Source organism: Streptomyces sp. NBC_00647, assembly GCF_045207245.1.
In the GTDB taxonomy this organism is placed as follows: Bacteria; Actinomycetota; Actinomycetes; order Streptomycetales; family Streptomycetaceae; genus Streptomyces.
Genome location: NZ_CP109040.1, coordinates 2,460,210 through 2,473,286, shown reverse-complemented (window position 1 = coordinate 2,473,286; position 13,077 = coordinate 2,460,210). Strand labels below are relative to the sequence as shown.

The following is a 13,077-nucleotide window of genomic DNA, read 5'->3' as shown; positions in this document are numbered from 1 at the left end:
TGACCTCGGGTCTCTCCCGTCGCCCCGCGTCCCGCGGGTCGCGCTCGCCGTGCCGGCGCCCGCCGTCCGGGCCAGGGGATCGGGGCCCGGACGCTCGCTCAGCCGGAGGGACGGCCGGAGCCGATGCGCCCGTGAAGATTTGGATACCCTGCGTAACCCCCCTTGACCTGCGGAGTCCCGCGCTCCACGATCTGCGCATGCATCGGGTCACGTTCGTCGCCGCCGCGCGCAGCTCCTCGCTGCTCGCGGAGCGCTTCGAGGACGACCGGCCGCTGGACCAGGCGGGCTGGGAAGAAGTGCAGCGCGCCGCCGCCGGCCTGGTGCCGTTGGCGGCGGCCGAGCTGCGCTACTGCTCGCCGACGCCCCGCAGCCGGGCCACCGGCGACGCCCTCGGCTACGCCCCGCTGGTCCAGCTCGCCCTGCGCGACTGCGACATGGGCCGCTGGCGCGGCTTCACCCTGGGCGAGGCCATGGCCCGCGAGCCCGAGGCCGTGGACGCCTGGCTGGCCGACCCGCGCTCCACACCGCACGGTGGCGAGTGTCTGCTGTCCTTCATCGCCCGCGTCGGTTCCTGGCTCGACACCCGGCCCGCGGACGAGGGCGGCACCATCGTCGCGGTGGCCGAGCCCTCGGTGGTCCGGGCCGCGCTGGTCTACGCCCTGAAGGCGCCGCCGTCGACCTACTGGAACATCGATGTCCGCCCCCTGTCGGCGATCACCGTGACGGGCCGGGCGGGCCGCTGGAATCTGCGCTTCGACGGGATGTTCTCTCAGCCCACGCGCGCGTAGCCGGTGGTGAGCACCAGATCCTTCGCGGGCCCCCGCACGCGCCAGACGGACCGCCAGTGCTCCTCGTCCCGGACGGTGAACTCGCCCCGGTAGAGGTCCGCCGCGCACGGATGGTCGGCGACATGGCGCCCGCTCGTCAGGTCCAGGTCGTGGAACGGGCGGCCGTCGGAGAACCGTACGAGAGCGGTCCCGGGGCGCGGCCCCGGCAGGAAGCGCAGCGTGCGCTCCGCGGGCCGCGGGACGCCCTGCCACACGAACGTGCCGGACTCCTGGTGCAGCAGCCCCGCGTCCTCGAGCGGTCCGAAAACCGTCGTGCCGGTGAAGCGCCCCTCCGCGTCGCTCGCCAGGTCCCGCACGGTGCGCTCCACCCGCCAGTTCCCGGTCAGGTACGTCAGCACGTCCCGCACCGGCCAGAACTCGCCCATACCGTCCCGCTCTCCGTCCCGTCCGGTGGCGCGCGACCCGTTGACGCGCTTCTGCCCCCTCCCTATCTTGCCGTTCGATGTACTGATCGGCGTCTGATATCCCGAACAACTCACATCAACTACAGAGCCGCGGAGTATCCATGTCACGTACCCGCACCCGCTGGAGATTCGGACTCACGGCCGCCGCCCTTCTGGTGGCCTCGACCGTCGTGCCCGGAACGACCGTTCCGGCGAGCGCCGCCGACGTCACCGACTACGCGATCACCGTCGACCCCAAGCGCTCGGGCCCGGCGATCGGTGACACCCTGTACGGCGTCTTCTTCGAGGACATCAACCGCGCCGCGGACGGCGGCCTGTACGCGGAGCTCGTCCAGAACCGGTCCTTCGAGTACGGCACCGCCGACAACGCCTCCTACACGCCGCTGACCTCCTGGACCGTCTCCGGCGGGGCGCGGACCCCGGACGACGACGGGCGGCTCGACGCCCGCAACCGCACCTATCTCTCCCTGGACGGCGGCTCGTCCGTCACCAACTCCGGCTACAACACCGGCATCAGGGTGGAGAGCGGGAAGACCTACGACTTCTCGGCCTGGGTCCGCGCGGACGCGAAGGCGCCCCTCACCGTGACCCTGCACGACGCCGACGGCACGCTCGCCGAGGCCCGGCAGGTCACCGCACACGGCGGCTGGGCCCGGTACCGGGCGCGGTTCACCGCGACCCGCGGCAGCACCACCGGGCGCCTCACCGTCGCCGCCGACGGCCCCGTCGCACTCGACATGGTCTCGCTGATGCCCCGGGACACGTACAAGGGCCACGGCCTGCGCAAGGACCTCGCCGAGAAGATCGCCGCCCTGCACCCGGGATTCGTGCGCTTCCCCGGCGGCTGCCTGGTCAACACCGGCAGCATGCAGGGCTACGACGAGGCGTCCGGCTTCCAGCGCAAGCGCGCGTACCAGTGGAAGGACACCGTCGGCCCCGTCGAACGCCGGGCGACCAACTCCAACTTCTGGGGCTACAACCAGAGTTACGGACTCGGCTACTTCGAGTACTTCCAGTTCGCCGAGGACATCGGCGCGATGCCGCTGCCCGTCGTCCCCGCGCTCGTCACCGGCTGCGGCCAGAACAGGGCCACCGACGATGCGGCGCTGCTCCGGCGGCACATCCAGGACACCCTCGACCTCATCGAGTTCGCCAACGGGCCGGTGACCAGCGAGTGGGGTGCCAGACGGGCGGCGATGGGACACCCGAAGCCGTTCCACCTCACGCACCTCGAAGTCGGCAACGAGGAGAACCTCCCGGACGAGTTCTTCGCCCGCTTCACGCAGTTCCGTTCCGCGATCGCCGCCGCGTACCCGGACGTCACGGTGATCTCGAACTCCGGCCCGGACGACTCCGGGACCACCTTCGACACCGCCTGGAAGCTCAACCGGGACGCCGGCGTCGGCATGGTGGACGAGCATTACTACAACAGCCCGCAGTGGTTCCTGCAGAACAACGACCGCTACGACACCTACGACAGGAACGGCCCCAAGGTCTTCCTCGGCGAGTACGCCTCCGGAGGCAACACCTTCCGGAACGCCCTCGCCGAAGCCGCGTACATGACCGGCCTGGAACGCAACGCGGACGTCGTCGAACTCGCCTCCTACGCCCCGCTGCTCGCCAACGAGGACTACGTCCAGTGGCGCCCCGACATGATCTGGTTCAACAACCACGCCTCCTGGGGGTCGGCCGACTACGAGGTGCAGAAGCTGTTCATGAACAACGTCGGTGACCGGGTGGTGCCCTCCACGGCCACCGGCACCCCCGCGGTGAGCGGCCCCATCGCGGGCGCCGTCGGCCTCTCGACCTGGGCGACCACCGCCGCCTACGACGATGTGCGGGTGACCGGCGCGGACGGGACCCCGCTGCTCGACGAGGACTTCGGCGGAGACGCCACGCGGTGGAACCACACCGGCGGCGGGAGCTGGAGCGTCGAGGACGGTCAGTACGTGCAGAGCGACGTGAGCGCCGAGAACACCATGGTGTCGGCGGGTGACCCCGCCTGGCACGACTACGACCTGCACGTGAAGGCCACCAAGCGATCCGGCAAGGAGGGCTTCCTCGTCGCCTTCGGAGTCAAGGACACCGGCACCTACTACTGGTGGAACCTGGGCGGCTGGAACAACACCACCTCCGCCGTCGAACAGGCCGTGGACGGTGGCAAGTCGACACTGATCTCCAGGCCCGGATCGATCGAGACGGGCTGGGCCTACGACATCGGCATCAAGGTGCGCGGGCGGCAGGTCACCCTTCTCCTGGACGGCCAGGAGTGGGGGAGCTTCACCGACGACAAGCCCGCGGAACCCTTCCGCCAGGTCGTGACGCGGGACGCCCGGACCGGAGACCTGATCCTCAAGGTCGTCAACGCCCAGTCCACGGACGCCCGTACGGCCGTCGATCTCGGCGGGGCGAAGGTGGCCCGCAAGGCGGCGGTCACCACGCTCAGCGCTGCGCCCGAGGCCGTGAACACGGAGACGGCCACGGCGGTCGCCCCGGTCAGGTCCACGTTCGACGGGGCCGCCGGCCGGTTCACGTACACCTTCCCGGCGAACTCCGTGACGTTCCTGAGGATCAGGCAGCGTTAGGGCCGGCCGTGGGCTGCTGCCCGACCGGCAGCAGCCCACGCTCGCCGAACACCTTCTTCGCGACCAGGGTCGCGTTCATCGCCTTCGGGATGCCGCAGTAGACGGCGGAGTGCAGCAGTGCCTCGACGATCTGTTCCGAGGAGAGTCCCACGTTCAGCGCCGCGTTGACATGCACCTCCAGCTGGGTCTCGCAGCCGCCGAGCGCGGTGAGCATGCCGAGGGTCACCAACTGGCGGTCGCGCGGGGCGAGTCCGGGCCGGTCGTAGATGTCACCGAAGGCCCAGGCGACGATCTGGTGGCCCAGCTCCGGGTTGATGTCGCCGAGCGCGTCGACCACCCGCCGGCCTGCCTCGCCGTCCACGCGCTCGAGGATCTTCAGGCCGTGTTCGAAACGCTCCTCGCGGGTGGTGGACTCGCTGTTCTGCAGGGTGTCGCTCATGTCGGTCCGTCCGATCCCGGCTGGTCCAGCAGCCGTTCGTAGTGGTCGATCTTGCCGTCGAGGGCCACGGCGTTCCGGCGCAGTGCGCGAATCCGGTCCTCGAGTCCGGCGCGGTGTTCGCGGAGCATCGCCAGCCGGTCGGCGACCGTGGCGTCACCCCGGGAGCGCAGCTCCGCGAACCGCTGCATGTCCGCGATGGACATGCCCGTCTCGCGCAGCCTGATCAGGAACTGCAGCCAGGCCAGGTCCGCCGCCGCGTAGCGCCGCTGGTTCCCGGTGGTCCGGCCCACCCGTTCGATCAGGCCGGCTTTCTCGTAGTACCGCAGCGTGTCGTGCGAGAGTCCGGTGCGCTCGACGACCTGGGCGATCGTGAGCGTCGGTTCCGCGGCACGCGGGAGGGGCTGTCCGCCGGTCATGAGAAAACCGTAGAACCTGGAGCGCGCTCCAGGTCAAGGGCTGTCAGAGGGCGCCTTCCGTGGGCCGGTTCGAGGTGACCGCGATCAGGGAGCGAGGTACACCCGAGCTGCGCGAACGCCGCCCTGGACGTGACACTCGCGCCGCCCCGGCCGGAGCCGGGTCACGGGGCCCGGATCAGAGGTGCCCGGTCAGAGGTGCCGGGTCAGGGGTGCCGGGTCGGGGGACCCAGATCAGGGCGCCGGTTCAGGGGACCCGGTCAGAGGTGCCGGGTCAGAGGACCCGGATCAGAGGTGCCGGGTCAGGAGCGGCGGCGGGGCTTGCCGCGCTTCGCGCCGCTCTTCGGGCCGCCGGAACCGCTGCTCCGGGGGTTCTTGCCTGTCGCCTTGCCGCCCGACTTGCCCGCCGCGGGCTTGCGTCGCGCGCCGCCCGCGTCCGACTTCCGGGGCTTGGCCGTGCCCGGGGCCTTCTGCTGCGCCGCGGCCGGGTGCTGGGAGCGCCCTCGCGTGCTGTTGACCGTCCGGCCGCGCACGATGCCGATGAGATCCTCGACCAGGTCGGTGGTCCGGTCCTCGGGCCAGGCCAGGGCGACACGCGACTCGGGTGCGTCCGTGACCGTCCGGTAGGTGAGGTCCTTGCGGTGGTGGAGGCGGGCCAGGGACTGCGGAACCACCACGACCCCGATGCCGGCCGCGACGAGCTCGACGGCGTCCTCCGTGCCGGCGGGCCGCTCCAGCGCGGGCTTCCCCGGCAGGCGCTCCCAGTCCAGCGGGTCGTCGAGAGGGTGCAGCACGATGTCGTCGGCGAGGTCCTCGCCGGAGACCTGCTCGACCGCCGCCACGATGTGATCCTTCGGGACCACGACGACCGTCGTCTCGGTGTAGAGAGGGATCGCGCTGAGGTCGGCCCCGTCGACCGGCAGCCGGACGAAGCCCGCGTCCGCTTCGCCGCTCCGCAGCTTGCCGTACACCTCGGCGGCGGACACCGGGACGAGGGTCAGCGGTACGCCGGGCAGCCGCTCGTTCCAGATCCGCACCCATTTCGAGGGGGTCACCCCCGGAACGTAGGCGAGCCTGAACGAGGGGGATGCTTCGGAGCCGGTCACCACGTCAGATTACCCGGCGTGGCCGGGGGTGCCGTACCGGCGATGGTCGGCGGGAGCTCGCGCGCTCGATACCCTTGACCCATGAGTTCGCACCAGACCGCCCAGACGATGAAGCCCGCCACAGCGGCCAAGAAGCTGGGTGTGTACCTCGAGGCCACCCCCGCCGAGTTCCAGGAGGGTGTCGTCTCCCGTGCCGAGCTGAACGCGTTGCAGACCGACCCGCCGGAGTGGCTCCAGGAGCTCCGCCGCAACGGCCCGCACCCGCGGCCGGTCGTCGCGGCCAAGCTCGGTGTCTCCATCGCGGGCCTCGCCCGCGGCGGCGTCAGCGAGGCCCTCACCACCGAGCAGATCGAGGCGCTGAAGACGGAGGACCCCGGGTGGCTGCGGCGTGAGCGCGCCACTCAGGCGGAGGTCCGCAAGGAAGCGGTACGCATCAAGGAGAAGAACGCGGAGCAGGCCGCCAAGCGTTCCTGACCCGGGCCGCACGCCGGGAGGGGCGCCGGCCGGGGCCCCTCCCGGGATCTCGGCCGGCTCCGGGATCTCAGCCGTCGGTCCCGGGGGAACGGCGGCCGTCCGGGTGGGTGGTGCCGGGCGGGGCGCTCGGGCCGCTCGTGCGGCCGTACGCCTTGACGAGCAGGTAGATCACCGCGCCCGGCGGGATGAGGAAGATGACGACGGGGAAGCTGAAGGTGCCCGTGGTCTGGTGGGCGACGTACCACCCGTAACAGACGAAGAAGATCCCGCCCAGGACGGCCCAGGCGCGGTCCTTGACCGACATGCCGGGCACGAAGGCCGCTCCGATCAGGATGATTCCCGACAGGACGGCGAAGATCTCGTATGCGCTCCAGTGAGCGGACGACGATGACAAGGGTCGGTCCTCCAGGGGTCTTCGGGGATGCGGTCCGGCACCGCCACGGGCGACAGTTCACGTCGCACGTCACGGCCTAGGTGTGGGGCAGCCGGGTCACCCCGGTGACGGCCAGGGGGTTCGGGAGCGCCCCCGAGTCGAGGGTGACCGCGAGCTGTTCGGCCGACTCCCGGGTGAAACCTCCGGAGATCTCCGCCTCGCCGTCGCCGAGGGTCTGGCTGACGGACGGGGCGGAGATCACGGCGCCGTCCAGGACGATGGCGAACTGGTTCTGGGGCGCCTGTTGCGCGGACAGGTCCGCGGTCACGGCCGCGAACTGCTCGGTGCCGATGGAGTCGAAGTCCAGGCGCACGGTCCAGCCGCTGCCCTGTCGGCCGTACGCCGCCTCGGCCGAGGCGACGTGAGCCCCGTCCACGGCCGTCGGACCCAGCAGGTACTTGACGGGCGGGGAGTCGGCGCCGCCGCCGGCTCCGCAGGCGACGACGGAGTCCCGCGCGCTGCCGTCCGCCTCCGTCGGCTTCCGCCGCTGTGAGCAGTCCAGCACCGCGAAGCGCCGCTGGAGCGCCGCGTCGGCCGCGCTCCCCTCTGCCGGGCCGGGTGCGGCACCGGCGGACGCCGACCCCGTGGCACGAGGACGCAGCCCCTCGGTGACGGCCCGCCCTCGCGCCGGGTCGGGACTGGGAGACGGAGACGGCTGCGGCGTGAGCGAGGGGCTGAGCGTCTCCGCCGCCAGGACGGGCCGGAAGCCGAGCCGGCCGGACGCGCCCAGCTCCGTCAGGCGCTTCTCGTCGGCGGTGGGCCCCGTGACGGTGATCGTGCCCCCGCGTGCCTCCACCCGTACATCGGTGAGTCCCAGCGCCTCGGCGCGCGCCCGCATCCGGTCCGCGTCGTGGCGCAGGGCCGCGGAACCCAGGGGCGACGACCCGGCGAAGGTCACCACGGACCGTCGGCCGTCCGCGGGGGCAGAGGGAGCCGAGGGAGCCGCGACGCCGGTACGGGCGGACCCCGCCGAGCGCGACGTGTGGCCGTCGGAGCCGGAGCCGGAGCCGGAACCGGAGCCGGAACCGGAGCAGGCGGCGAGCGTCGCCGCGGCGACGCAGATGAGGAGAGCCGTGCGCGGGGCCCGGGGGAGACGCATGCCGGGGATGGTTCCAAGCCGGTGGTGTCCGGTGAGGCCGATGCCAGGGTTTGATCGCAATTCATGCGACGGGCCCGTGCTTTTCCTTCGGGTCCGATCATCTGATGTCCGGGTGCAGGGGGTTGCGCCGACGTGAGGGCGGGGATCGGATCATCGTGCGGACACCCGCCCGGGCAGGTGTCCGGCTCCCGGAGGCCGGCGGGGTGCCCCGCGGGTGCCGAGGTCGAGCCGCGAGACAAGATTGCATAAACGTGCAGCGATACGTATAGTCATGCCATCCAAGAGGAGGGTTCCATGGCGGTACGTGCGGCAGTGGCGGGAGCGAGCGGGTACGCGGGCGGGGAACTGCTGCGTCTGCTCCTGGCCCACCCCGAGATCGAGATCGGCGCCCTGACCGGCAACTCCAACGCGGGCCAGCGGCTCGGTGCGCTCCAGCCGCATCTGCTGCCCCTCGCCGACCGCGTCCTCGCGGAGACCACCCCCGAGGTGCTGGCCGGACACGACGTGGTGTTCCTCGCGCTGCCCCACGGGCAGTCCGCGGCGGTCGCCGAGCGGCTCGGCCCCGATGTCCTCGTCGTCGACATGGGCGCCGACTTCCGGCTGAAGAACCCCGCCGACTGGGAGCTGTTCTACGCCTCCGCGCACGCCGGGACCTGGCCGTACGGCCTTCCTGAACTGCCGGGCGCCCGCGCCGCGCTGGAGGGGTCCAAGCGCATCGCGGTGCCCGGTTGCTACCCGACGGCCGCCTCGCTCGCCCTCTTCCCGGCGTACGCGGCCGGGCTCGCCGAGAACGAGGCCGTCATCGTCGCCGCCTCCGGCACCTCGGGTGCCGGCAAGGCACCCAAGGCGCACCTGCTCGGCAGCGAGGTCATGGGGTCGATGACGCCGTACGGCGTCGGCGGCGTCCACCGGCACACCCCCGAGATGATCCAGAACCTCACCGCGGCCGCCGGAGAGCCCGTCACCGTCTCCTTCACACCCACCCTCGCGCCCATGCCCCGCGGCATCCTCGCCACGTGCAGTGCCAAGGCGAAGCCCGGGGTCACCGCAGAGTCGGTCCGGGCCGCCTACGAGAAGGCCTTCGCCGACGAGCCCTTCGTCCACCTCCTTCCCGAGGGGCAGTGGCCCGCCACGGCGTCCGTCTACGGTTCCAACGCCGTTCAGGTCCAGGTCGCGTACGACGCCGCCGCGCACCGCATCATCGCGATCAGCGCCATCGACAACCTGACCAAGGGCACCGCGGGCGGTGCCGTCCAGAGCATGAACCTTGCCCTCGGTCTCCCCGAGGAGCTGGGACTTTCCACGATCGGAGTCGCACCGTGAGCGTCACGGCAGCACAGGGATTCACCGCGGCCGGAGTCGCCGCGGGGATCAAGCAGAACGGCAACCCGGACCTGGCCCTCGTGGTCAACAACGGGCCCCGCCGCGCCGCCGCGGGCGTCTTCACCTCCAACCGCGTGAAGGCCGCGCCGGTCCTCTGGTCAGAACAGGTCATCAAGAGCGGCGAGTTGACCGCGGTCGTCCTCAACTCCGGTGGAGCCAACGCCTGTACGGGACCCAAGGGCTTCCAGGACACCCACGCCACCGCCGAGAAGGTCGCCGAGGCGCTCGGTGACCTGGGCGCGGGCAGCGTCGCCGTGTGCTCGACCGGCCTCATCGGCGTACTGCTGCCGATGGACAAGCTGCTCTCCGGCATCGACCTGGCCGTCGCCGAACTCGGCCCGCACGGCGGCGAGAAGGCCGCCATCGCCATCAAGACCACCGACACCGTGCACAAGACGTCGGTCGTGACGCGGGGAGGCTGGACCGTCGGCGGCATGGCCAAGGGCGCCGGCATGCTCGCCCCCGGCCTCGCCACCATGCTCGTCGTGCTCACCACCGACGCGGACGTGGACAGCGAGAACCTCGACCGGGCGCTGCGCGACGCCACCCGCACCACTTTCGACCGGGTCGACTCCGACGGCTGCATGTCCACCAACGACACCGTGCTGCTGCTCGCCTCCGGAGCCAGTGAAGTCACCCCGGAGTACGCGGAGTTCGCCGAGGCCGTACGCACGGTCTGCGACGACCTCGGTCAGCAGCTGATCCGCGACGCCGAGGGCGCCAGCAAGGACATCAAGGTCGAGGTGATCAACGCCGCGACCGAGGACGACGCCGTCGAGGTGGGCCGCTCCATCGCCCGGAACAACCTCCTCAAGTGCGCCATCCACGGCGAGGACCCCAACTGGGGCCGTGTGCTGTCCGCGATCGGCACCACCGCGGCCGCCTTCGAGCCGGACCGCCTCAACGTCGCCATCAACGGCGTCTGGGTCTGCAAGAACGGCGGAGTCGGCGAGGACCGCGAACTCGTCGACATGCGCTACCGCGAGGTCCACGTCGTCGCGGACCTCGCCGCGGGCGACGCGACCGCCACCATCTGGACCAACGACCTCACCGCCGACTACGTCCACGAGAACAGCGCGTACTCCTCATGAGCAATGTGACCCGCAAGCACACCGCTCTGCCCAAGGCGCAGATCCTCATCGAGGCGCTGCCCTGGCTGACCCGGCACCGCGGCAAGACCGTCGTCGTCAAGTTCGGCGGCAACGCCATGATCGACGGCGAGCTGAAGGCCGCGTTCGCCCAGGACATCGTGTTCCTGCATCACGCCGGCCTCAAGCCGGTCGTCGTGCACGGCGGCGGACCGCAGATCAGCGCCGCCCTCGACCGGCACGGCATCGTCAGCGAGTTCAAGGCGGGCCTGCGCGTCACCACCGATGACGCGATGGACGTCGTCCGCATGGTGCTGGCCGGACAGGTCCAGCGCGAGCTGGTCGGGCTCCTCAACGAGCACGGACCGCTCGCCGTCGGCCTCACCGGCGAGGACGCGCACACCATCACCGCGACCAAGCACCGGCCCACGATCGACGGCGAGTCGATCGACATCGGGCGGGTGGGCGAGATCACCGCGATCGACACGGGCGCGATCGAGGCTCTGCTCGCCGACGGCCGGATCCCGGTCGTCTCCTCGATCGCCCGGAGCCAGGACGACGGACATGTCTACAACGTCAATGCTGATACGGCGGCTGCGGCACTCGCTGCCGCGCTGGGCGCCGAAACGCTCATGGTCCTCACGGATGTCGAGGGTCTCTACGAGGACTGGCCGAACAGCGACGAGGTGATCAGCCGCCTCACCGCCTCCCAGCTGGAGAAGCTCCTTCCCGAGCTGGCCAGCGGCATGGTGCCGAAGATGGAGGGCTGTCTGCACGCCGTGCGCAACGGGGTCACCACCGCCCGTGTCATCGACGGCCGGGTCCAGCACTCGATCCTGCTGGAGATCTTCACCGACGAAGGCATCGGCACGATGGTCGTGCCGGACGACGAGGAAGCGGGGGACGCCGAATGACCGGCAGCGCGAGCAACGCGGAGCTCACCGAGCGGTGGCAGGGCGCGCTCATGGACAACTACGGCACCCCGCGACTGCCGCTCGTCCGCGGTGCCGGAACCAGGCTGTGGGACGCCGACGGCAAGGAATACCTCGACTTCGTCGGCGGCATCGCGGTCAATGCGCTCGGACACGGCCACCCCGCGATCGTCGAGGCCGTGACCCGGCAGATCGGCTCCCTCGGCCATGTCTCGAACCTCTTCGTCGCCGAACCGCCCGTCGCGCTCGCCGAACGGCTGCTCCAGCTCTTCGGACGCGAGGGCCGGGTGTACTTCTGCAACTCGGGTGCCGAGGCCAACGAAGGCGCCTTCAAGATCGGCCGGCTGACCGGCCGGACCCATATGGTCGCCACCACCGGCGCCTTCCACGGCCGGACCATGGGCGCCCTCGCGCTCACCGGCCAGCCCGGCAAGCAGGAACCCTTCCTGCCGCTGCCCGGCGATGTCACGCATGTCCCCTACGGCGACGCGCAAGCCCTCGCCGAGGCGGTCACCCAGGACACCGCGCTGGTGATCATCGAGCCCATCCAGGGTGAGAACGGCGTGGTCGTGCCGCCCCCCGGCTACCTCAAGGCGGCCCGCGCGATCACCGCGGCCAACGGCGCCCTGCTCGTGCTGGACGAGGTGCAGACCGGGATCGGCCGTACCGGCCACTGGTTCGAGTACCAGGCCCACGAGGGCGTCCTGCCCGACGTCGTCACGCTCGCCAAGGGCCTCGGCGGCGGACTGCCGCTCGGTGCCACCGTCGCCTTCGGCCGCGCCGCCGGGCTGCTGAAGCCCGGTCACCACGGCACGACCTTCGGCGGCAACCCGGTCGTCTGCGCCGCGGGACTCGCCGTGCTCGACACGATCGAGTCCGAGGGACTCCTGGAGAACGTGAAGCGCGCGAGCGAGAGGCTGCGGGACGGAATCGAGGCCGCCGGCGGCGGTTCCGGCCATCCGTTGATCGACCATGTCCGGGGTGCCGGACTGCTCCTGGGTATCGTGCTCACCGAGCCGCTCGCGCCTCAGGTGCAGCAGGCGGCTCAGGATGCCGGTTTCCTGGTGAACGCGCCCGCCCCCGATGTCGTGCGGCTGATGCCGCCGCTGAATCTCGGCGATGACGAAGTGGACGCGTTCCTCCGGGCCCTGCCCGGCATCCTCGACGCAGCCAACGGGGACGGATGATCACGGGAAATGGGATGACGACGATGAGCCAGGCGCAGGACCACGAGCACGCAGGGCCTGCCGTGCCGCAGACCCGCACCGCACGCCACCGCCGGATCGTGGACATCCTCAACCGGCAACCGGTGCGCTCACAGAGCCAGTTGGCGAAGCTCCTCGCCGACGACGGGCTGAACGTCACCCAGGCGACGCTCTCCCGGGACCTCGACGAGCTGAACGCGGTGAAGATCCGCAACAACGACGGCGACCTCATCTACGCGGTGCCGAGCGAGGGCGGGTTCCGCACGCCGCGCGCGCCGCTGGGGGAGTCGGCGAAGGAGGAGCGGATGCGCAGGCTCTCCTCCGAGCTGCTGATCTCCGCGGAGGCCTCGGCGAATCTCGTGGTCCTGCGCACCCCGCCGGGGGCCGCTCAATTCCTCGCGTCGGCGATCGACCAGGCGGAGCTGCACGACGTCCTGGGCACGATCGCGGGGGACGACACCCTGATGCTGATCAGCCGCGAGGCGACGGGAGGCCAGGCGCTGGCCGACCATCTGCTGCGGCTGGCGCAGAACGATCACTGACAGGTACGACGGCGAGGCGCGCCCCCGGAGTGGGGTGCGCCTCGGCTCGTGTGTGCCTCTGTCTCGAGGGCGGGCACGGCCGGCCGTACGGGCGCCCGCGCTCCTGGCCCTGAGGGGACCACCTCG

The 13,077-nt window shown here is 71.3% G+C and carries 14 protein-coding genes; 8 read left to right on the top strand and 6 right to left on the bottom strand.

Features of this window, described 5'->3' with window-relative positions:
* Positions 1 to 197 precede the first annotated feature (197 nt).
* A complete protein-coding gene (locus OG788_RS10925; protein ID WP_351541693.1) occupies positions 198 to 788 on the top strand; it encodes a histidine phosphatase family protein in 591 nt (196 codons plus the stop codon).
* Here OG788_RS10925 and OG788_RS10920 read toward each other — a convergent pair.
* Positions 770 to 1,213, bottom strand: a complete 444-nt coding sequence (locus tag OG788_RS10920; protein ID WP_356749146.1) for a DUF6314 family protein — start codon at positions 1,211 to 1,213, stop codon at positions 770 to 772. The two genes, OG788_RS10925 and OG788_RS10920, sit on opposite strands and share 19 nt — an antisense overlap.
* A 140-nt stretch (positions 1,214 to 1,353) precedes the next feature.
* On the opposite strand from OG788_RS10920, the gene OG788_RS10915 reads away from it, so the two are divergent.
* Complete coding sequence (locus OG788_RS10915) at positions 1,354 to 3,837, top strand: alpha-L-arabinofuranosidase C-terminal domain-containing protein (protein WP_406370414.1); 2,484 nt, start codon at positions 1,354 to 1,356, stop codon at positions 3,835 to 3,837.
* Here OG788_RS10915 and OG788_RS10910 read toward each other — a convergent pair.
* From OG788_RS10910 to OG788_RS10900, 3 genes are all read right to left on the bottom strand, one after another.
* Positions 3,824 to 4,276: a carboxymuconolactone decarboxylase family protein gene (locus tag OG788_RS10910; protein ID WP_406370413.1), complete on the bottom strand. Its 453-nt coding sequence runs from the start codon at positions 4,274 to 4,276 to the stop codon at positions 3,824 to 3,826. The genes OG788_RS10915 and OG788_RS10910 overlap by 14 nt on opposite strands.
* On the bottom strand, positions 4,273 to 4,692 hold the full coding sequence (locus OG788_RS10905) for a MerR family transcriptional regulator (protein ID WP_406370411.1): 420 nt from the start codon (positions 4,690 to 4,692) through the stop codon (positions 4,273 to 4,275). Before OG788_RS10905 ends, OG788_RS10910 begins: the two co-directional genes overlap by 4 nt.
* A gap of 299 nt (positions 4,693 to 4,991) precedes the next feature.
* The gene (locus OG788_RS10900; protein WP_406370410.1) at positions 4,992 to 5,795 is read right to left on the bottom strand and encodes a LysR family transcriptional regulator substrate-binding protein; all 804 of its coding nucleotides are present in this window, start codon (positions 5,793 to 5,795) and stop codon (positions 4,992 to 4,994) included.
* 81 nt (positions 5,796 to 5,876) lie between these two features.
* Between OG788_RS10900 and OG788_RS10895 the strand changes: the two genes are divergently transcribed.
* The gene (locus OG788_RS10895; protein WP_266756684.1) at positions 5,877 to 6,269 is read left to right on the top strand and encodes a DUF5997 family protein; all 393 of its coding nucleotides are present in this window, start codon (positions 5,877 to 5,879) and stop codon (positions 6,267 to 6,269) included.
* A 67-nt stretch (positions 6,270 to 6,336) separates the two neighbouring features.
* Here the strand turns inward: OG788_RS10895 and OG788_RS10890 are convergent, their stop codons facing one another.
* Both OG788_RS10890 and OG788_RS10885 read right to left on the bottom strand, forming a co-directional pair.
* The gene (locus OG788_RS10890; protein ID WP_406370408.1) at positions 6,337 to 6,663 is read right to left on the bottom strand and encodes a hypothetical protein; all 327 of its coding nucleotides are present in this window, start codon (positions 6,661 to 6,663) and stop codon (positions 6,337 to 6,339) included.
* A 76-nt stretch (positions 6,664 to 6,739) separates the two neighbouring features.
* Positions 6,740 to 7,801 carry a SecDF P1 head subdomain-containing protein gene (locus OG788_RS10885; protein ID WP_406370406.1) on the bottom strand — a complete coding sequence of 354 codons (1,062 nt, stop codon included), beginning with the start codon at positions 7,799 to 7,801 and terminating at the stop codon, positions 6,740 to 6,742.
* A 294-nt stretch (positions 7,802 to 8,095) separates the two neighbouring features.
* Here OG788_RS10885 and argC point away from each other — a divergent pair, with 294 nt between their 5' ends.
* Genes argC through OG788_RS10860 form a run of 5 tightly spaced genes read left to right on the top strand, consistent with a single transcriptional unit; the run spans position 8,096 to position 12,951 of the window.
* On the top strand, positions 8,096 to 9,124 hold the full coding sequence (gene argC / locus OG788_RS10880) for an N-acetyl-gamma-glutamyl-phosphate reductase (RefSeq protein ID WP_351541685.1): 1,029 nt from the start codon (positions 8,096 to 8,098) through the stop codon (positions 9,122 to 9,124).
* On the top strand, positions 9,121 to 10,275 hold the full coding sequence (gene argJ, locus OG788_RS10875; RefSeq protein WP_406370404.1) for a bifunctional glutamate N-acetyltransferase/amino-acid acetyltransferase ArgJ: 1,155 nt from the start codon (positions 9,121 to 9,123) through the stop codon (positions 10,273 to 10,275). Before argC ends, argJ begins: the two co-directional genes overlap by 4 nt.
* On the top strand, positions 10,272 to 11,186 hold the full coding sequence (gene argB / locus OG788_RS10870; protein WP_351541683.1) for an acetylglutamate kinase: 915 nt from the start codon (positions 10,272 to 10,274) through the stop codon (positions 11,184 to 11,186). The genes argJ and argB overlap by 4 nt, the downstream gene beginning before the upstream one ends.
* Positions 11,183 to 12,391, top strand: a complete 1,209-nt coding sequence (locus OG788_RS10865; RefSeq protein ID WP_351541682.1) for an acetylornithine transaminase — start codon at positions 11,183 to 11,185, stop codon at positions 12,389 to 12,391. Before argB ends, OG788_RS10865 begins: the two co-directional genes overlap by 4 nt.
* Before the next feature lie 23 nt (positions 12,392 to 12,414).
* Positions 12,415 to 12,951, top strand: a complete 537-nt coding sequence (locus OG788_RS10860) for an arginine repressor (protein ID WP_351541681.1) — start codon at positions 12,415 to 12,417, stop codon at positions 12,949 to 12,951.
* The last annotated feature ends 126 nt before the right edge of the window (positions 12,952 to 13,077 follow it).